The organism is Crossiella sp. NPDC003009, from assembly GCF_053591555.1.
The window spans coordinates 243214-262272 of the sequence record NZ_JBSFUA010000006.1; the positions used below are offsets into that span (position 1 = coordinate 243214).

Annotated in this window: 19 protein-coding genes; 13 read left to right on the top strand and 6 right to left on the bottom strand. The window is 73.0% G+C overall.

Going from position 1 to position 19059, the window contains the following annotated elements; all coding sequences use genetic code 11:
- Positions 1 to 83: 83 nt before the first annotated feature.
- The 4 genes from ACWDY5_RS09645 to ACWDY5_RS09660 are packed head-to-tail and all read left to right on the top strand — an operon-like array spanning position 84 to position 4078.
- Positions 84 to 758 carry a FadR/GntR family transcriptional regulator gene (locus ACWDY5_RS09645; protein WP_449721838.1) on the top strand — a complete coding sequence of 225 codons (675 nt, stop codon included), beginning with the start codon at positions 84 to 86 and terminating at the stop codon, positions 756 to 758.
- The gene (locus ACWDY5_RS09650; RefSeq protein WP_449721839.1) at positions 755 to 1519 is read left to right on the top strand and encodes a creatininase family protein; all 765 of its coding nucleotides are present in this window, start codon (positions 755 to 757) and stop codon (positions 1517 to 1519) included. Before ACWDY5_RS09645 ends, ACWDY5_RS09650 begins: the two co-directional genes overlap by 4 nt.
- A gap of 43 nt (positions 1520 to 1562) precedes the next feature.
- Complete coding sequence (locus ACWDY5_RS09655; protein WP_449721840.1) at positions 1563 to 2522, top strand: alpha/beta hydrolase family esterase; 960 nt, start codon at positions 1563 to 1565, stop codon at positions 2520 to 2522.
- A 17-nt stretch (positions 2523 to 2539) separates the two neighbouring features.
- Complete coding sequence (locus ACWDY5_RS09660; protein ID WP_449721841.1) at positions 2540 to 4078, top strand: AbgT family transporter; 1539 nt, start codon at positions 2540 to 2542, stop codon at positions 4076 to 4078.
- Here the strand turns inward: ACWDY5_RS09660 and ACWDY5_RS09665 are convergent.
- Positions 4070 to 4480 carry a nuclear transport factor 2 family protein gene (locus ACWDY5_RS09665; RefSeq protein WP_449721842.1) on the bottom strand — a complete coding sequence of 137 codons (411 nt, stop codon included), beginning with the start codon at positions 4478 to 4480 and terminating at the stop codon, positions 4070 to 4072. The genes ACWDY5_RS09660 and ACWDY5_RS09665 overlap by 9 nt on opposite strands.
- Before the next feature lie 76 nt (positions 4481 to 4556).
- Between ACWDY5_RS09665 and ACWDY5_RS09670 the strand changes: the two genes are divergently transcribed.
- Positions 4557 to 5006: a MarR family winged helix-turn-helix transcriptional regulator gene (locus tag ACWDY5_RS09670; RefSeq protein ID WP_449721843.1), complete on the top strand. Its 450-nt coding sequence runs from the start codon at positions 4557 to 4559 to the stop codon at positions 5004 to 5006.
- 659 nt (positions 5007 to 5665) lie between these two features.
- On the top strand, positions 5666 to 6505 hold the full coding sequence (locus ACWDY5_RS09675; protein ID WP_449721844.1) for an alpha/beta fold hydrolase: 840 nt from the start codon (positions 5666 to 5668) through the stop codon (positions 6503 to 6505).
- 4 nt (positions 6506 to 6509) lie between these two features.
- Here ACWDY5_RS09675 and ACWDY5_RS09680 read toward each other — a convergent pair whose 3' ends face one another.
- Both ACWDY5_RS09680 and ACWDY5_RS09685 read right to left on the bottom strand, forming a co-directional pair.
- On the bottom strand, positions 6510 to 7142 hold the full coding sequence (locus tag ACWDY5_RS09680) for a GTP cyclohydrolase II (protein ID WP_449721845.1): 633 nt from the start codon (positions 7140 to 7142) through the stop codon (positions 6510 to 6512).
- A gap of 13 nt (positions 7143 to 7155) precedes the next feature.
- A complete protein-coding gene (locus tag ACWDY5_RS09685; RefSeq protein WP_449721846.1) occupies positions 7156 to 8646 on the bottom strand; it encodes an IclR family transcriptional regulator domain-containing protein in 1491 nt (496 codons plus the stop codon).
- Positions 8647 to 8764: 118 nt separating this feature from the next.
- Here ACWDY5_RS09685 and ACWDY5_RS09690 point away from each other — a divergent pair, with 118 nt between their 5' ends.
- The 4 genes from ACWDY5_RS09690 (at position 8765) to ACWDY5_RS09705 (ending at position 11943) form a co-directional block, all read left to right on the top strand.
- Positions 8765 to 10222, top strand: a complete 1458-nt coding sequence (locus ACWDY5_RS09690) for an aldehyde dehydrogenase family protein (protein WP_449721847.1) — start codon at positions 8765 to 8767, stop codon at positions 10220 to 10222.
- A 174-nt stretch (positions 10223 to 10396) separates the two neighbouring features.
- Positions 10397 to 10555: a hypothetical protein gene (locus ACWDY5_RS09695; protein ID WP_449721848.1), complete on the top strand. Its 159-nt coding sequence runs from the start codon at positions 10397 to 10399 to the stop codon at positions 10553 to 10555.
- A gap of 64 nt (positions 10556 to 10619) precedes the next feature.
- The gene (locus ACWDY5_RS09700; protein WP_449721849.1) at positions 10620 to 11447 is read left to right on the top strand and encodes a DUF4436 family protein; all 828 of its coding nucleotides are present in this window, start codon (positions 10620 to 10622) and stop codon (positions 11445 to 11447) included.
- A gap of 49 nt (positions 11448 to 11496) precedes the next feature.
- Complete coding sequence (locus tag ACWDY5_RS09705; RefSeq protein ID WP_449721850.1) at positions 11497 to 11943, top strand: SRPBCC family protein; 447 nt, start codon at positions 11497 to 11499, stop codon at positions 11941 to 11943.
- Here the strand turns inward: ACWDY5_RS09705 and ACWDY5_RS09710 are convergent.
- Both ACWDY5_RS09710 and ACWDY5_RS09715 read right to left on the bottom strand, forming a co-directional pair.
- Entirely contained in the window at positions 11934 to 13526 is a 1593-nt protein-coding gene (locus ACWDY5_RS09710) for a phytoene desaturase family protein (RefSeq protein ID WP_449721851.1), read from the bottom strand. The genes ACWDY5_RS09705 and ACWDY5_RS09710 overlap by 10 nt on opposite strands.
- Before the next feature lie 27 nt (positions 13527 to 13553).
- Positions 13554 to 14786, bottom strand: a complete 1233-nt coding sequence (locus tag ACWDY5_RS09715; protein ID WP_449721852.1) for a cation:proton antiporter — start codon at positions 14784 to 14786, stop codon at positions 13554 to 13556.
- A gap of 47 nt (positions 14787 to 14833) precedes the next feature.
- Here ACWDY5_RS09715 and ACWDY5_RS09720 point away from each other — a divergent pair, with 47 nt between their 5' ends.
- Genes ACWDY5_RS09720 through ACWDY5_RS09730 form a run of 3 tightly spaced genes read left to right on the top strand, consistent with a single transcriptional unit; the run spans position 14834 to position 17769 of the window.
- Entirely contained in the window at positions 14834 to 15778 is a 945-nt protein-coding gene (locus tag ACWDY5_RS09720; RefSeq protein WP_449721853.1) for an FUSC family protein, read from the top strand.
- A gap of 9 nt (positions 15779 to 15787) precedes the next feature.
- Positions 15788 to 16708 carry an alpha/beta hydrolase gene (locus ACWDY5_RS09725; protein WP_449721854.1) on the top strand — a complete coding sequence of 307 codons (921 nt, stop codon included), beginning with the start codon at positions 15788 to 15790 and terminating at the stop codon, positions 16706 to 16708.
- A gap of 32 nt (positions 16709 to 16740) precedes the next feature.
- Positions 16741 to 17769 carry a copper resistance D family protein gene (locus tag ACWDY5_RS09730; RefSeq protein WP_449721855.1) on the top strand — a complete coding sequence of 343 codons (1029 nt, stop codon included), beginning with the start codon at positions 16741 to 16743 and terminating at the stop codon, positions 17767 to 17769.
- Here ACWDY5_RS09730 and ACWDY5_RS09735 read toward each other — a convergent pair.
- The gene (locus ACWDY5_RS09735; protein WP_449721856.1) at positions 17762 to 18898 is read right to left on the bottom strand and encodes a hypothetical protein; all 1137 of its coding nucleotides are present in this window, start codon (positions 18896 to 18898) and stop codon (positions 17762 to 17764) included. The two genes, ACWDY5_RS09730 and ACWDY5_RS09735, sit on opposite strands and share 8 nt — an antisense overlap.
- Positions 18899 to 19059 lie beyond the last annotated feature (161 nt).

Below are 19059 nucleotides of genomic sequence, written 5' to 3' on the forward strand. Positions count from 1 at the left end.
TCTCCCGTCCCAGGCAGCTCGTTCGGGTGCACATCCTGACATCGCGCTTGACCAGCGCACTCATCAAGTGATTTAGTCACTTTATGACCCGACGTGAGCAGACGCTGTCCGAGCGGCTGGCCGAGGACATCGTCGAGATCATTCGCAGCGAGCGACTGGTCCCCGGTGAGGCACTGGCCTCCTCCAGGGACCTGGCGCGCAGGCTCGACGTCACCACCCCCACCGTGCGCGAGGCGCTGCGCCGCCTGGAGGCCACCGGCGTGGTCGAGCTGCGGCACGGCTCGGGCACCTACGTCGGGCCCGGCCTGGACCGCAGGCTGCTGGCCAACCCGCACCGCCCGCCGGTGGACCGGGACTCCATCCTGGAACTGGTGGACGCCCGCCTGGTGCTCGAACCCGCGATCGCCGCCGAGGCCGCCCGCGCCAGGGTGCCCGAGGCGCTGGCCGCGCTGGAGGTGGCCGCGGACAACGCGTTGCACCCGCCGGACGGCGATGTCCGGCCCGCGCTGCACTTCCACGTGGCACTGGCCGCGGTCACCGGCAACGGGTTGCTGCGGGAGATGGTGGACGCGCTGCTGCAGATGCGCTCCAGGGAGCAGATCGAGATCCGGCACCGCTACCACTACCGCGACCGGGACCACGCCGAGCACCGCGAGATCGTCGCCGCGGTCCGGGACGGAGAGGCCGGCCTCGCCGAACGACTCGTGCGCGAGCACCTGCACTCGATCAGGGCCGCCGTGGCCGCGGAGCGCGCGTGACCAGGCACCGCCTTGGTGAGCTGACCACCGAAGAAGCCCAGGCCGCGGTGCTGGCCAGCCCGGTCGTTTTGTTGCCAGCGGGCGCCTTCGAGCAGCACGGACCCGGCCTGCCGCTGGCCACCGACCTGATCAGGGCCGAACAGGTCGCCGAGCTGGTCGCGGCCAAGCTGGCCGGGCGCGCGCTGATCGGGCCCTCACTGCCGGTCGGGGTCTCCCCGCACCACCTGGCCTTCACCGGCACGATCTCGTTGTCCACCAACACTTTCGCCACCCTGGTGCGGGAGTATTGCGAGAGCCTGTACCGGCACGGCTGGCGGCGGATTCTGGTGATCACCGGGCACGGCGGCAACAACGCCGCGCTGGGCACGGTCGCCCAGGACTTCCTGGCCACCCACCCCGACCTCCAGTTCGCCTGGACCCCGCTGACCGCGCTGGCCGGTGCGGTGGTGGCCGAGATGAACGTCAGCGAGGTGCACGGGCACAGCGGCGAGGCCGAGACCGCGCAGATGCTGCACCTGGCCCCGGAACTGGTGCGCACCAACCTGCTGATCCCCGGCACCGTCACCCTCGACCAGCTGACCCCGCTGGCCCGGCTCTCCCGCCGGGACGGCCACCCGAAACTCGCACTGCGCTACGACCGGCTCAGCCCCAACGGGGTGCTGGGCGATCCGCGACGCGCCACCGCGCGGCACGGTGAGTCCATTGTGGACACTGTGGTGGACCGGATCGTCGGTTACCTCGACGACTGGCTCGCCACCTGAGCTTCCCCTCGACCCCTCGTCAGAGCCGACGAAAGGGACTCCCATGTCTCGTCCCTCCCGACTGCGCACCGCGGTCCTGCTGATCTCCGCCGTCGCCGCGATCCTCCCCAGCGCTGCCGCGACGGCGGCCTGGTCCGAGCCCCCCACTCGGACCACCCTTCCCGGCGGTTGCGGCAAGACACCGCCGCAGCCGCCGGGCACCAGCGCACTCCAGCAGATCAGCAGCGGCGGCCGCGACCGCACCTACCAGCTGCACCTGCCTGCCGACTACGAGTCCACAAAGGACTGGCCACTGGTGCTGGCCTTCCACGGCAGGGGCAGCACCGGTGCGGCCACCGAGGAGTTCGCCAAGCTGTCCACCCTGCCCGCGGTGGTGGTCTACCCCAACGGGGTCATCGGCACCGGCGAGGGCAACCGGCAGGCCTGGCAGGGCGCGCCCTACTCCGCGGCCGGCGTGGACGACGTGGCCTTCACCCGCGGCCTGCTGGACTCGCTGGAGCAGACGCTGTGCGTGGACGACCGGCGGGTGTACGCCACCGGCAAGTCCAACGGCGCCGGGTTCACCGGGATCCTGGCCTGCACCATGGCCGACCGGATCACCGCCATCGCACCGGTCGCGGGCGCCTTCTACCCCAACGGGATCAGCTGCCGCCCGTCCCGCCCGGTGCCGGTGATCGAGTTCCACGGCACCGCCGATGCCACCATCCCCTACACCGGCGACGAGGACCGCGGCCTGCCCGCGATCCAGAGCTGGGTGCGCCAGTGGGCCGATCGGGACAAGTGCCGGAAGTCGTTGCCGCAGCATCAGGTCGGCGAGGACATCACGGTCACCGGCCGCACCGGCTGCAAGGGCGGGGTCGAGGTCGAGCACGTGGCGGTCAGTGGCGGCGGGCACACCTGGCCGGGCGCGGACAGCTACAGCGGCGGCGGCGTCACTACCCAGACCATCGAGGCGCACGAGGTGCTGTGGCGCTTCGTCCGCGACTACCGGCTGCCCCGCTGAAGGCCAGGGACCCCGACATGACCACCTCCCCTGCCACGGAGAAACCCAAGCTGCCGGGGGTGCTCCGGCTGCTGGCCGTGATCGAGCGCGCCGGCAACGCGCTGCCGCACCCGTTCTGGCTGTTCTGGCTGCTGTCCCTGCTGCTGGGCGCGATCAGCGCGGTGCTGGCCGGGTTCGACGTCTCGGTGATCTCGCCGAGCAACGGCAAGACCGTCACCGTGCGGAACCTGTTCAGCGGCGACGGCCTGGCCATGGCGCTGTCCACCATGGTGGAGAACTTCGCCAAGTTCCCGCCGATGGCCACCATCGTGGTGGTGATCATGGGTGTCGCGGTGGCCGAGCGCAGCGGGTTCCTCGGCACGCTGATGAAAGTCAGCGTGTCCAGGGTGCCCGCCTCCTGGGTGGTGTTCGCGGTGGCCTTCGCCGGCACCGTGGCGCACGTGGCCTCCGCGGCCGCCTACATCATCCTGGTCCCGTTGGGCGGCCTGGCTTTCCGCGCGGTCGGCAAGTCGCCGATCCTGGGCATCGTGGTGGCCTACACCGCCATCGCCTCCGGTTATGACGCCAGCCCGGTGCCCACCCCCAACGACGCCATCTTCGCCGGGATCACCACCGCGGCGGCCCGGCTGATCAGCCCGGAGATCACCGTTTCCCCGCTGAGCAACTGGTTCTTCAACATCGCCTCCTCGGTGCTGCTCGCGCTGGTGATCACCCTGGTCACCAAGCTGGTGCTGGCCAAGCGCCCGGACCTGGATCCCGATCCGGACGCCGACCTGACCGACATCGGCGATCTCGTTGTCGCGCAACGGGAACGCCTGGCCCTGCGGTTGTCGCTGGCCACCCTGGCGGTCTCCCTGGGCCTGCTGGCCGCCCTCACCCTGCCGAGCTGGTCCCCGTTGCGGGGCAAGGGCGGCAGCATCATCGACTCCCCGCTGCTGGACGGCATCGCCGCGGTGGTCGCGCTGCTCTTCGGCGTGGTCGGCATCGTCTACGGCGTCACCGCCGGGACCATCCGCAAGGCCGGTGACGTGCCGAAGCTGATGGTCGAGGGTCTCAAGCAGATGGCCCCGGTGCTGGTGCTGTTCTTCGCCATCGCCCAGTTCCTGGCCTACTTCGAGTGGACCCACCTCGGTGATGTGCTGGCGGTGGAGGCGGCCGAGGTCTTCCGCGACAGCGGCATGCCGATCCCGGTGATCTTCCTGCTGGTGCTGGTGCTGCTCACCCTGGTCAACGTGATGGTGACCAGCGGTTCGGCGATGTGGTCCATCGCGGCCCCGGTGCTGGTGCCGATGCTGATGCTGGTGCACATCTCGCCGGAGACCACCCAGGCGCTGTTCCGCATCGCCGACTCCGGCTCCACCGCGATCACGCCGATGAGCCCGTACTTCATCATGGCGCTGGGTTTCATGCAGCGCTATCGGAAGAACGCGGGCATCGGCACCCTGGCCTCCTACACGCTGCCGCTGGCGGTGGCCATGACACTCAGCTGGACGGTGTTGTTCCTGGCCTGGTGGGCACTCGGGATCCCGTGGGGCCCAGGCGTTCCGTCACGCTGACCTGGAGTCCAGCCAGACCAGCTCGATGGTGGCCTCGGTTACTCGCCACCCCTCCGGCCTGCGCCGCACCTGGTAGGTCAGGCGCAGGCCGGAGGTGCGGTGCGGCGGCTGGTCCTGGTGGAAGAAGCGCACCAGCTGGTTGGCGTGCACCGTGGCCCGGTCACCGTCCTGCCACACCAGCACATCGGTGTGGAAGTGCTGGGCCAGCTCCTCACCGGGCCGGGGCGCGGCCACCTCGGCCACCGCGGCGAGTCCGCGGAACTCCCCGCGCGGACTGCGCACCACCACCTCCGCGTCGTAGATCTCCCCCGGATCCCCGCCCTGGCCGTCCAGCCAGCGCCCCAGCCGCGCCAGCAGTGCGGTGATCTCGTTGCGGTCCAACAGTTCCTGCATCTCGGTCATGACCCCTCATTTCGTTGGTGTCACCAACGCTAACACGAACCGTTGGTGTTGCCAACAATCCTGTTAGGCTGGTGCCATGTCCGAGGCCCCGCGCCGGCTGAGCACCCGCCCGACCTACCTGCTGACCCAGACCGCCACGCACGCCAGGCGACTGGTCACCGAGGTCTTCGGCGCGGAATGCGCCCGCGGCTACCACTACCGGCTGCTGGCCACCCTGCACGAGTTCGGCCCGGCGAGTCAGGCGGAACTGGGCAGGCGCGGCAACATGGACCGCAGCGACGTGGTCAACGCGCTGAACGAGCTGGCCGCCGAGGGCCACGCCGAACGCACCCCGGATCCCGCCGACGGCCGCCGCAACATCATCCGCATCACCCCGGCGGGCAAGGAACGGCTGCGCAGACTCGACCACGCGCTGGACTCCGCGCAGGACCGCCTCACCGCGCCACTGTCGGCGGCCGAACGCGAACAGCTGGTGGAGCTGCTGGGCCGCCTGCTCGCGCACCACGACCAGTCCACACCGGACTGACCAGCGCCGCCGCAGCCCCGCCGCCCCCGCCACGCCCCGGCCATCGCCGCCCGCGACCGCCCGGCAGGCCCGCCCCGCCAAGCGCGTGCGACCACGCGACGCTCTCACCTCGCGCCACGCCAGCGACCGCCCGGCACCTCACCCCGCCCCACGGCAGCACCCGCCCCGCCCCACGCCAGTGACCCCGCAGCCTCGCCTCGCCTCGCCTCGCCCCACGCCAGCGACCGTCCGCAGCCTCGCCCCGCCCCACGGCAGCGCCCGCCCCGCAGCCTCGCCCCACGGCAGCGCCCGCCCCGCAGCCTCGCCTCGCGCCAGCGACCGCCCCTCAACCTCGCCCAACGCCAGCGACCGCGCCGCACCCTCGCCCCGCCCGACGCCAGCACCCGCCCCGCACCCTCGCCCCGCCTCGCCCCACACCCACGCCCCGCCTCGCCCCGCCCCGCCCCACGGCAGCGTCCACCCCAGACCCTCACCTCGCCCCACGCCAGCACCCGCCCGACATCCCGCTCGCCCAACGCCAGCACCCGCCGAACATCCCCACCCCGCTGAACACCTGCGGCCGCCCAGGCACCCCCTCGCCAACGCCCACGCCAGTCCCCCGGCCCGTCAGCGCGGCCAAACCGCCCCCGCGATCCCCCGACCCCACCTACGCTGCGCCCATGCCCACCTTCACCGCTCCCGACGGCACCCTGCTCGCCTACCACGTCGAGGGCACCGGCGCGCCGCTGATCTGCCTGCCCGGCGGACCGATGACCGCCTCGGCCTACCTCGGTGATCTCGCCGGGCTGACCGAGCGCCGCACCCTCATCCGCCTGGACCTGCGCGGCACCGGCGACTCCGCCGTCCCCGCCGATCCCGCCACCTATCGCTGTGACCGCCAGGTCCCCGATGTCGAGGCGCTGCGGGTCCACCTCGGACTGGAGCGGATCGACCTGCTCGCGCATTCCGCGGGCGGGGACCTCGCGCTGTCCTACGCGGGTGCGCATCCGGAGCGGGTGGAGCGCCTGGTGCTGATCGCCGGGCGGGCGCGGGCGGTGGGTATCGAGTTCCCGCTGTCGGACCGGGACGAGGCGATCGCGCTGCGGGCAGGCGAACCGTGGTACCCGGAGGCGATGGCCGCGCTGGCGCGGCTGCGGGCCGGTGAGACGGGTCCGGAGCTGGCGGCCAAGCTCGCGCCGTTCGGGTATCGGGACTGGAACGCGGAGACGCGGGCGCACGCGGAGTTCTGCGACCGCCACCGCAACGGCGAGGCCGCCACGGCCTATCCGGGTGAGGGCGCGTTCGACCCCGAGGCCACCAGGGCGGGACTGGCCCGGCTGACCGGGTCGGTGCTGATGTTCTCCGGCGAGGTGGACACCGGGCCGCGGCCCAAGGTGGTGGAGTCCATGGTCGCGTTGTTCCCCAAGGCGGTGCACGTCGAGGTGCCCGGCGCGGCGCACCAGATCTGGCTGGACGATCCGGCGGTGTTCCGGGCGAACGTGGACGAGTTCCTGGGCTGAGGGCTCAGCCGGCCAGGCCGTGCAGCGGGATGGTGTGGCCGGTGAGGTCGGCCTTGGCGCGCAGGTAGCGCAGGTTGCTCTCGGTGGCGAAGACGCCGGTGGGCACGGTGCGGCGGATGCGCACGCCGAGGGCGCGCAGCTGGGCGGCCTTGTCCGGGTTGTTGGTCAGCAGGTCGAGCTCGCCGACGCCGAGCGCGTGCAGCATCTGCGCGGCCGGGGTGTAGTCGCGGCCGTCCTCGGGCAGGCCGAGGGCGGTGTTGGCGGCGTAGGTGTCCAGGCCGTCGTCCTGCAGGGCGTAGGCGTCCAGCTTGTTGTACAGGCCGATGCCGCGGCCCTCCTGGCGCAGGTACAGCAGCACGCCGCCGCGCTGGCCGATCCGCTCGGCGGCCTCGCGCAGCTGCGGTCCGCAGTCGCAGCGGGCCGAGCCGAACACGTCGCCGGTCAGGCACTCGGAGTGCAGGCGCACCAACGGTTCCGGGGTCCGCTCCGGCTCGCCGAAGACCAGGGCCAGGTGTTCCAGTCCGTCAGCCAGGCCGTGGAAGGTCACCGCGGTCGCGGTCACACCAAAGCCGTCGCCGAAGCGCAGCGGCACCCGCACCCTGGTGCGCACCGCGGCCTCCGCCCTGGGATCTGCCATAGTCGCTAGTTTTTCAGAAGCCTCCGGTCAGCCGCAGATCGGCCTCCACCCGGGCGGCGACCGCTCTGAGCTGCGTGAACACCTCCTCCGTTGCCGCGGGTCCGGTGGGCAGCACGGCCAGGGCGAGCGGGCCGCCGCCGCGGGCCAGGTCGGCCGAGGCGAGCGGCACGCCGCCCGGCACCGGGACCGCCAGGCAGCGCACCCCGTCCGGCAGCTCGGCGTCGACCTCCGCCCAGTCCCGCCCGGCGAGCATGGCCCGGCCGAGTGCGGAGTCCGCGGCCGGTCGCCGGGAGCCCACCGCCAGGTCGAGGCGGACCACCCGCCCGGTGCCGACCACCGCGGCGCAGCGCAGGTCCGCCCCGTCGAGCACGGCGGCGGCCACCGGTTCCCCGGTCGCGGCGGCCAGCTCGGCCAGGTGCGGGTCCAGCAGCTCGGGCAGGGTCAGCGCGGACAGCTTGGCGTAGCCCAGGTCCAGCACCGAGGGCAGCAGGTGGAACACGCCCTCGTCCTCGGTGGCGTAGCCGGTCTCGTGCAGGGTGAGCAGCGCCCGCCGGGCGGTGGCCCTGGGCAGGCCGGTGGCCCGCGCGGCGGCGGCCACGGTGAGCCCGCCCGCGCGGAAGGCGCCCAGCACGGCCACTCCCCTGGCCAGCGCCGCCACGAACTCCACGCCCGGCTCGTCCTTGGCCGGGACCACCGGCGCCGGTGGCGGCACGGCCGGCGGGTCCGGCTGGGCGAGCCGGGCCTCCATCTCGCGCACCGCGTCCAGCAGCACCGGCAGCGCGGTCTCCCGGAAGGTCTCCGGGGTGTGCCTGCTGGTGTGGCTGAGCACGCTGACCGCGCCGAGCTGACCGCGTCCGCGCACCGGCGCGGCCAGCGCCAGCAGTCCGGGTTCGACCCATTCCTCGTCCAGGGACCAGCCCAGGTCCCAGGCCCGCGCGGTCCGCCGCTGGAAGGTCAGCCGCCGCTGCGGCAGCGGGTGCCGCAGCGGGGGCACCGCGGGATAGCCGTGGTCCAGCGGGTCGGCCGCCCTGGCCGCGGCCCACTCCTCGAACTGCTCGTGCTCCCAGCCCGCGGCCAGCACCACCCCGGCCGCGGTCCGGTCCTCCGGCAGCAGCCCGCCGACGTGGAAGGCCAGGTAGACCGCCCGCCGCCGGGCCGACTGGGCGACAAGGCGCACGCCGCCGACATCGGGCACGGCCAGCGAGACCGACTCGTCGAGCCGTTCGGATAGCTCGGCCAGCAACGGGCGCAGCGGGGCGATGAAGCCGGTGCCGTCCAGGTAGGCGTGGCCGAAGGTGAGCAGCCGGGGCGCGGGCAGCAGGTCGGGGCCTTCGGCGCGCAGCAGGCCCAGGTGCAGCAGGGTGTCGGCGATCCGGTCGATCGGCGAACGGGCCAGTCCGGTGAGCCTGGCCAGGTCGGCGCGCCGCAGCCGGGGCCCCTGGTGCCCGCCGATCGCGCGCAGCACCGCGAGCCCGCGTTCCAGTGGCCCGTTCTCGACCGGCACTCCTGCTCCCTCCACGGCACGAACTGTTGACGCCCTATCCGATAACACGCCAGACTGCACTGTATCCCTGACGAACAAAAGTTCGCTACACGAACACTTTCCTCCGAGGAGTTTCCCTGTGCGCACCCGTCAGCTGATCGTCAACGGCGTCGAGACACCCGCCGCGAGCGGGCGCACCGCCCCCGACCACTCCCCCTGGAGCGGCGAGGTCTACGCCCAGGTCGCCGCGGCCACCCCGGCCGACGTCACGCGGGCCACCGAAGCCGCCCAGGACGCGTTCCCGGCCTGGGCCGCGGCCAAGCCCAGCGAGCGCCGGGCGGTCTTACTCAAGGCCGCTGACCTGCTGGAAAAGCGGGCCGAGCAGGTGGTGGAGCTGATCTCCGCGGAGACCGGCGGCACCAGGGGCTGGGCCCTGTTCAACGTGGACCTGGCGAGCCAGATCCTGCGCGAGGCCGCCGCCGCGACCACCCAGCCGGTCGGCGAGGTGCTCAGCTCGGAGTTCACCGGGCAGCTGTCCCTCGCGGTGCGCGAACCGGTGGGCGTGGTGGCCGCGTTCTCACCGTGGAACGCGCCGGTGATCCTGGGCGTCCGGTCCCTCGCGGTGCCGCTGGCGGTGGGCAACACCGTGGTGCTCAAGCCCTCCGAGGACGCGCCGATCGCCGCCGGGTACTTCCTGGCCGACCTGCTGCACGAGGCCGGCCTGCCCCCCGGTGTGCTCAACGTGGTCAGCAACGCCCGCGAGGACGCCGCCGAGATCGCCCGCACGCTGATCGCCGACCAGCGGGTGCGGATGGTCAACTTCACCGGCTCCACCGGCGTCGGCCGGATCATCGGGGTGACCGCGGCCGAGCACCTCAAGCCCGCGGTGCTGGAGCTGGGCGGCAAGAACTCGGTGCTGGTGCTGGATGACGCCGACCTGGACCAGGCCGCCGCCGCGGTCAACTTCGGCGCCTTCGCCAACACCGGCCAGATCTGCATGTCCGCCGACCGGGTGCTGGTGCACCGCGCGGTGGCCGAGGAGTTCACCGCAAAGCTCACCGCCCGCGCCGCCACCCTGCACCCCGGCGCCCCCGCCGACCCCGCGACCACCCTCGGCCCGCTGATCAGCGCCGAGTCCGCGCAGCGGGTGGCCGCCCTGGTCGCCGAGACGGTCGAGGCCGGGGCCACCCTGCACACTGGCGGCGGCCCGGCGCAGGGCGCGAGCTACCCGGCCACGGTGCTCTCCGGCATCACCCCGCGGATGCGCATCCAGCACGAGGAGGTCTTCGGACCGGTGTGCACGGTGCTGACCTTCGACACCGACGAGGAAGCCGTCGCCTTGGCCAACAACACCGGCTACGGCCTGAGCACCGGCATCCTGACCGGCCACCAGGGCCGGGGCCTGGCCATCGCGCGGCAGCTGCGCACCGGCATCGCGCACGTCGGCGACCAGTCGGTGGCCGACGAGCCGCAGGCTCCCTTCGGCGGGGTCGGCCAGAGCGGCTACGGCAAGTTCGGCGGCCGCTGGGGCGTGGACGCCTTCACCACGACCCGGTGGATCACCGTGGGGCCGCAGCACAGCCAGTACCCGATCTGAGCCCGCACCTGCCCACGGCGTGGGTTGCCCGGGCAAGGCACTGTGCCACCGCGGCCGCCTGCCCGCTCGGCGGGATCACCCGCACGGGCGGGGCCGTCGCCGGATCGGATGATCAACTCTTGCCGAGGACCCGGTGACGTGTTCGGATTCCGCCGCAGCAGTGCAGGAACGTCGATGGGAGAACGCGCATGCGTCGTCGTCTCGCCCAGGTCGCGGCCACCGGTCTCGTGGTCGCCGCTGGGCGCGAACGTCGACATCAGCCTGCTGACGCTGGACCTCAACGACAACACCCTGGACATCGACCTGAACGAGGGCATCCACGGCGCCCTCTGAGCGAACCGCTCGTCACAACCCCGCCGCCGCGCGGGGTTGTGACGTTTTCCGGGCAGGAGGAAGCATGCGCAGGTGGCCCTACGTCCTGGCGCCGCTCGGCGTGCTGCTCGCCGTCCTGCTCGGCACGCTGGCCTACTACCACGAGCGGGACACCAGGGAAGGCTTCTACGAGCTCGGTGACACCGCGCAGGCCGACCGGGTGGACGTCTCGGTCTACGTGCAGCGGGTGGACGCCCCGGCCAGGGAACTGGTGCTGCAACTGCACATCACCCCGCGCGGAGCCTTCAGCGACAACGGCGACGACCGCGCGGCGGGCAAGGACCTGGTGGTGGACAGCTCCTCGGTGGCCACCGCGCCGCTGCGGTTCACCGCAGGCGAGCGCATCCCGGCCAAGGAGCTGCGGATACCCCTTGACGACGGCGTGGTCTCGGACTTCCCGTTCGACCGCTACCGCACCACGCTCTACTTCGAGGTCACCGCGGGCGGCTCACCCGTGCCGACCACGCTGAGCTACGCCGACCACGACCCGTTCTTCCTCTCCCGCGTGGTCAGCGGCGCCGCCGAGGACGGCGGGGTCAGCGCGGACCTGCTGATCAAGCGGTCCCGGAGCACGTTCATCCTGGCCTGGTTCCAGGTGATCGTGATGTGGGCGCTGGCGCTGTCGGTGCTGGCCGGGGCGCTGCACATCGTGCGGCGCGGCCTCGGCATGATCTGGCCCGCGCTGGGCTGGATGGCGGCCACCCTGTTCGCGCTGGTCGGCTTCCGCAACGCCGCTCCCGGCCTGCCGCCGATCGGCTCGATGATCGACTACTGCGCCTTCTTCTGGGCCGAGGCGGTGATCACCCTGGCCCTGGTGCTGGTGGTGGTCAAGGGCGTGCGGCAGAAGTCGTGAGCATGTTCCGGCTCGCGCCGGGTATCCCCCGGTCGACACGGGAGGCTTCATGATCGAGGTCGAACAGCGGATCGAGACCGCGCCGGGCACCGTCTTCGCGGTGCTGGCCGACGGCTGGAGCTATGGGAGCTGGGTGGTGGGCGCCTCGCACATCCGCAAGGTGGACGCCGGCTGGCCCGCGGTGGGCACCCGCATCCACCACAGCATCGGCCCGTGGCCGCTCCAGGTCGAGGACGTGACCGTGGTGCGGGAGCTGGAGCCGTCCCGGCTGCTGGTCCTGGAGGCCCGGATGTGGCCGGTGGGCAAGGCGACCGTGCGGCTGGAGCTGGCCCCGACGCAGGACGGCGCCACGGTGGTGGCGATGTCGGAGCTGGTGGACGCCGGGCCGGGCAAGCTGCTGCCGAACGCGGTGCAGGCGGCCTTGTTGCGGCCGCGCAACCGGGAGGCGCTGAGCCGGTTGGCCGACATGGCCATCGGCCGGGCCCGTCAGCCGTAGACCAACCGGTGCAGGCCCTGGATCGCCGTCTGGTACACGCCACCGGCGATCCCGTTGCGCGCCAGCGCCGCCCGCGCCGCGTTCGCGCCAGGCCCGCCGTGCACCGCGCCACCGGGATGCGCCCCGGCCCCGGCCAGGTACATCCGGTCCACCGGCGTGTCCGCCCGCCCCAGTCCCGGCACCGGCCGGAACACCAGCTGCTGGCTCAGCGCGGTCGAGCCGGCGTTCACCGAACCCTCCACCAGGCTCGGGTTGCGCCCCTGGAGGTCCGGTGGGGCCTGCACCGCGCGGCCCAGGATCCGTGACCGGAAACCCGGCGCGTGCCGCTCCAGCAACGACTCCACCAGGTCGGTGTAGCGGTGCAGCCGGTCCGGCGTCCAGTCCAGGCCCCGTGGCACGTGGAAGTAGGCCCACACCGCCTCGGTGCCGGCGGGCGAACGGGTCGGGTCGGCGGTGGTCATCTGTCCCAACAAGACGAACGGGTGGTTCGGTTCAACGCCGCAGGCCAGGTCGGTGGCGAACCGGCTCAGGCCGTTGAGGTCAGCGCCCAGGTGCACCACGGCCGCGCCGTGCGCTTCCGGGGCCAGCCACGGGATCGGTGTGGACAGCGCCCAGTTCATCTTGACCGTGGCGTCGTCGAAGGCGAACCGCGCCAGGTCCTCGACCAGCCGCGCCGGGAGCTGCTCCTCCCCTACCAGGTCCCGGTACAGCGACACCGGGTGCACGTCGGCCAGCACGGCCTTGCGGGCCCGATAGCGTTCCCCGGTCACGTCTTCCACGCCGACCGCGGTGCCGCGCGCGGTCAGCACCCGCCGCACCTTCCGTCCACAGTGGACACCGCCACCGCGCTGGTTCAGCCGCGCCACCAAAGCCGCGGTCAGCGCGCCCGCGCCGCCCTCCGGCACCGGGAAGCCGACCTCCTGGGCCAGCATGCCCAGCAGCCAGCCGAACACCGCGCTGCCCGCCGTGTCCGGGCTCAGGTCGGTGTGCATCGCGTTGCCCGCCAGCAACAACCGCGCGCCCTCACCGGCGAACCGCTCCCCGGTGTAGCCGCGCGCCGAGGACAGCGCCATCCTGGCGAACCGCAGCCCCTCGGCCACGCCCAGCGCCCTGCCCAGGGTCAGCGCGGGCCGCACCGGCGGGAACGGCCGCAGGATCGCCTCGATCAGCCCGTCGCGCACCCGTTGCCAGCGCGCGAACTCCGCCAGCCAGACCTCGCCGTCACCGGGGGCGAAAGTGCTGACCGAGGCCGCGGTGTCTTCTGGTGTGGCGCCGAGGCGGGCGGCGCGCTGGTCGGGCAGCACGTGCGCGAGCGGGTGCGGCGCGTTGCGCCAGCGCAGGCCGTGCGCCCCCAGGTCCAGTCCGGCCAGCACCGGGGAGGCCACGCCGAAGGGGTAGCAGGAGCTGAACAGGTCGTTGTGGAAGCCGGGCGCGGTGATCTCCGCGGTGCGCACCGAGCCGCCGGGGGCCTCCTCGGCCTCCAGCACCAGCACGTCCCAGCCCTGGTCGGCGAGCAGGTTCGCCGCGACCAGCCCGTTCGGGCCTGCGCCGATCACGATCGCGTCCACCTCGGTCAACGCCATGCACCCGACGGTAGCCGAGTCACCGGGTCAGCGCCGGGGCTGGTGCGCGCCACGGCGTTCCAGCCGCCGCATCACCGGCCCGGCGGTCAGCCCGTGCAGCACGACCGAGAGCAGGATCACGCAGGTCACCACCCGCCACAGCGGATCGACCGGCCCGAAGTCGGCGTGTCCCAAGGCGAAAGCCAGGTAGAACAGCGTGCCGATACCGCGCATGCCGAAGAAGGCGATCGCCGCGGCCGCCCTGGGCCGCGCCGCCCCGCCGAGCAGCGCCAGCCCGCCCAGCAGCGGCCGCACCACCAGCACCACCAGCACCGCGAACAGCACTTCCACCGGCCGCAGCCCGGCCAGCAGCCCGCTGCCCACCGCCACGCCCAGCGCGGTCAGCAGCGCCGCCACGAACAGCACCTCCAGCTGCTCACCGAAGTCGTGCAGCACCTCGTGGTAGTCGTGCGACTCGGCGTTGCCGCGCACCACGTAGGCGCAGACGAACACCGCCAGGAACCCCAGTCCGCCGGCCAGCTCGGCCAGCCCGAACGGCAGCAGCGCCACCGCGAGCAGCACAAACCCGTCGGTGTGCTCGGCCAGCCGCAGCGAGCGCGAGCGCGCCCGGAAGAACAGCCGGTGCAGCGCCTTGCCGACCAGCCAGCCGACCGCGATCCCGCAGGCCAGCGACCACACCACCTCGGTCAGCACCCAGCGCACCCCCAGCTCGCCGTGCGCCGCGAGGGTCACCGCGGCCAGCACGAACGGCATGGCCAGCGCGTCGTTGAGCCCGGCCTCCGCGGTCAGCGTGGTGCGCACCTCGTTGTCACTGCCCAGTTCCGCCTCATCCGGTCCGGGCACCTGCACCTCGGAGGCCAGCACCGGGTCGGTGGGCGCCAGCGCCGCGCCGAGCAGCAGGGCCGCCGCCACCGGCACATCGAGCAGTCCCAGCGCCAGGAACGTCACCGCGGCCACCGACAGCGGCAGCGTGATCCCCAGCAACCGCCAGGTCGATCCCCAGCCCCGCCAGCCGATCGGCCGGTTCAGCTTCAGGCCGGCGCCGGCCACCGAGACGATCACCGCCAGCTCGGTGAGCAGCTGCACGAGGTCCAGCTCCGGCCTCGGATCCAGCCGCACCAGGCCTTCGGGTAGCAAGAACACCGAGGCTCCCAGCAGCGTCAGCACCAGCGGCGCGGACAGCGCGCGGCCGTGCAGCACCCTCGGCAGCACGGCCGCGAGCAGGGCGAGCCCGCCCGCGACCGCCAGCACCAGCTCCACCCGACCTCCCGGCTTGAACCCCGAACCAGGGGATACCCGGGTAAGTGATGAGCGAACGCCAATTTTGGATCCAGTCCGCCAAGACCGCGGTGGCCGCCGTGCTGGCCTGGTTCGTCGCCGCCTGGCTGCTCAAGGTGCCGCACCCGTTCCTGGCCCCCTACGCGGCCTTCTACGTGGTCAGCGACACCGTCTACCGGTCATTCGCCAACGGCGTGCAGCAACTGGGCGCGCTGCTGGCCGGGGTGGTGCTGGCCTTCGTGGCCGGTGAGCTGATCCCCTGGCCGCTGCTCGCGCTGGGGGTGGTGGTGCTGGCGGGGCTGGCGCTGGGGCGGTGGCGGGTCTTCGGTGAGAACGGGGAGTGGGTGGCGGTCACCGCGCTGCTGATGCTCGCCTACGGCATGGCCACCGAGGAGCAGTACCTGGCGCTGCGGGTGGCCGAGAGCGGGCTGGGCGTGCTGATCGGGGCCGCGGTCAACCTGTTCCTGCTGCCACCGGCGCACCTGCGGGACGCCCGCCGGGCGCTACACGGCCTCGCCGAGAACCTGGCCCAGCTGGCCAGGGACATGGCCGAGGGCGAGGGTGCGGCGCGGGACTGGGCCCGCCGCGCCGACGAGCTCTGCGACCAGGCGCACGCCGCGCAGCGCGCCAACCGCAGGGACGCCGAGAGCACCCGCTGGAACCCGCGGCACCGCGGCCGTGACGAAGCCCATCGCAGGGCCGCCGCGCTGCGCGCGCTGTGCCGGGTCGCCGAGGAGCTGCGCCACCAGTCCGACACCCTGCGCGACCTGGCGACTCCCCCGGCGGGCTACCGCGAGCTGCTGCCACCGCTGGCCGAGGCGGTCTGCGCGCTGAGCGCCGATCCGGGCGACGCCGAGGGCGAGGTCAGGGCGGCCACCGACCGGTTGCGCGCGCTGCTGGCCGAGCGGCCGGAGCCGCACGGGCCACTGCTGGTGTCGATGGCGCACACCGCCGAGGTGCTCGCGCCTGCCTAAGATCACGCTGTGGCGTTGCACCCCGCGGTCCGGTTGGGACTCTGGCTCCTGCGGCGGGTGCGCACCCCGGAGCTGAAGTCCCTGGCCGACTACCGGGACTGGGACGCCCGCTCCTACCGGGTGATCCACCGCCTGATGGCCCGCCCGCCGGCGCCGGCCAGGGTGCTGGCCCGCCGGATCCCGGTGGACGGCGGCGAGATCCTGCTCCGGATCTACCTCCCGCACGGCCCCGGCCCGTTCCCGGCGCACGTCTTCGCGCACGGCGGCGCGTTCTGGCTCGGCTCGATCGAGGACACCGACCCGCTCTGCCGCTGGTACTGCGCGCACGCGGGGTGCGCGGTGGTGTCCGTGGCCTACCGGCTGGCCCCCGAACACCCCTTTCCGGCCCCGGCCGAGGACATGTACGCCGCCTTCCAGTGGACGCTCGCACAAGCCGCCGAGCTGCGTATCGACCCGGCGCGGGTGTCGATCGGCGGTGTGTCGGCCGGGGCCGGGCTGGCGGCCGCGGCGACGCTGATGGCACGGGACCGGGGCACCCCGCTGCCCTCGGCGCAGGTGCTGGAGATCCCGTTCGTGGACACCACGCTGAAAACCGCCGTGGACACCGGCGTTGGTCTGTCCACTGTGGACCTGCGGGGCGCGGCCGACCTCTACACCGGCGGCGGGGACGGCGGGCTGCGCGAGTACGCCTCCCCCGCGCTGGCCGCCGACCTCACCGGGTTGCCGCCGACCGTGGTGCTCACCTGCGAGTTCGACGCCCTGCGCGGCAGCGGGACCGCCTACCTCGAACGGCTGCGCGCGGCCGGGGTGCCGGTGACCTGGTTCGACCTGCCGGGACACATTCACGGCTCCAGCTACCTGACCCGGTTCCTGCCCTCGGCCCGCCGCTACGTGCACGCGGTGGTCCGTGCCCTGCGAGCCCGCCGGTAGCGGATGGCAGGATGCTCGGGGTGAGCCTGGGTGTGAGCAGGGAGCAGGGGGTCTCGCCCGTACTGGCCCGTACGGTGCTGGGACTGTGCCTGGTGGCCGCGGGGGTCGCGGCGGCGCTGGCCGGGACCGCGCTGGTGCCGGTGCCGGAGGTGCCCGGTCTGCCGCGGCCCTTCACGCTGGTGACCTTCGGGTTGCCGGTGGTGCGGGTGCTGCTGGACATCGCCGCGGTGGCCACCGTCGGGCTGAGCCTGCTGCCGAAGCTGGTGGGCATCGACGATCCGGAGCGCACCGAGGGCGTGCTGTCGGTGGCGCGCAGGCTCACCGTCTGGACCGCGGCGGTGTGGCTGGTGTGCGCGCTGGCCTCGGTGGTGTTGCAGGCCACCGACCTCGCGCCGGGCACGCTGCCCACGCCGGGGCTGGTCTACGACTACGTGCTGCTGGTCGGGGCGGGCAAGGGCCTGCTGGTCAGCGCGGGCTGCGCGCTGGGTTGCGTGCTGATCGGGCGGCTGGCGGTGCGCTTCGGCGAGGCCGTGCCCGCCGAGCTGCGGATCTTCGTCGCGGTGTTCGGCATCCTGCTGCTGCCGCTGACCGGGCACGCCTCCAACTGGCGCTGGCACGACGTGAGCATGGTGTCCATGGAGCTGCACGTGATGGGCGCGGCGGTCTGGACCGGCGGGCTCGCGGTGATCGCCACCCTGCTGCTCGGCCACGGCGAACTGCTGGCCCGCGCGCTGCCCAAGTTCTCCAAGCTGGCCACCGTGGCGCTGTTCCTGGTCGGCGCGACCGGGCTGTTCAACGGACTGGTCGAGATCGCGCTCACCCCGGGCGGCGGCCTGCCCGGCGGCCTGCTCACCAGCGTCTACGGCTGGCTGATCATCGCCAAGACGGTGTTCCTGGTGCTGCTGGCCGCCACCGGCGCGCACATCCGGTTCCGGCTGCTGCCCAGGATCGCCCGCCGGGAGCGCACCGCGCTGCTCGGCTGGGCGACCCTGGAGGTCGGCGTGATGGGCCTGGCCTACGGGGTGGCCGTGGTGCTCACCAGGGCGCCGGTGGTCAGCTGACCACGGCCGCGCCGCTGGGCAGCACCCGCCAGCCGCGGCGCTGGTGCAGCCACACCACCAGCGACCAGCCGGCCGCCAGCAGGATCGCCGCGGGCAGCGCGGAGCCGTAGTCCACCGGCGGTGCGACCAGCAGGAACCCCTGGGCGGCGACCGCGCCGTAGCCGAGGCCGACCGCGAGCAGCGAGCCGAGCAGCGGGCGCGCCCATTCCGGCACCGGCAGCAGGAAGGCCAGGTCCACGCCCAGCGCGGCCAGCACGAAGAAGAACGGCACCGCCGAGGGCGGGAAGTCGATACCGGACAGCAGCGGCCACAGCAGCGCGCGGAAGCCCACGTAACCGGCCGCGACCAGCGTGGCGGTCCAGCGACGGCCCACCATCGCCCTGGCCATGGCCAGCACCAGCAGCGCCGCGGTGCACGCCCACACCGGGTACACCCAGTCCGGCACCGGCAGCGAGAAGGCCACCAGCGAGTCCCGGTCCACCTGGGCCTTGCCGATCTGGTCGGCGGCGAACTGCAGCAGGATCGGCTCGGCGTAGGGCGTGCCGCGGTCCCAGGCGGCGATGGAGAGCACGCCGTACTCCTGGTGCTGGTTGGGGAACCACACGTTCTCCAAGAAGAACAGCCACAACAGGCCCAGCACCACCGCGCGCTGGTTGCCCTCGCGCGGCGCGCCGACCCACCAGGCCCGGATCGCGCCGGAGATCATCACCGCGGTGCCCAGGTAGAGCAGCGCGTGCGAGATGCTCCATGAGGTGATGTCCAGGCCGTTGACCCGGTGGTTGATCAGGTCCAGCGGCACCGCGGTGAAGAAGATGCCCGCGCCCCACTGCATCAGCCGCAGGCCGAGCCGGTCCGCGCCGTAGCCGGTGTAGCCGTGGAAGAGCACCAGCGCGACCACGATCGCGTTGCCGGTGATGTTGATCATGTGCGGTGGCGCGGTGTCGTCACGCAGCCACTTGAAGTGCCAGGAGACGTCCCAGGAGGCGCCGAGGACCTTGAGGAACAGCGCGACCAGCCACAGCCGGAACAGCCCGGTGAGCAGCTCCTGCGGTGTCTCCCGGCCAGGAGCGCCCCTGGTCCAGTAACGCTTCGCCAGGTCCGAAAGTCGGCTTCTCGCCCCCGTGCTCATGCCGGGATGATGCACCGCCGCGGGCCTGCCGCGCGGAAAAAGCGGCATATTCGACACCCGTGTCGGACTGTTCTCAGCGGATCGCAACCTATCCGTGATGAGCGTGATGACGGTCACGGAAGCGCACACCCTGGCGGAGCAGTGTGGGAGCCGGACAACTG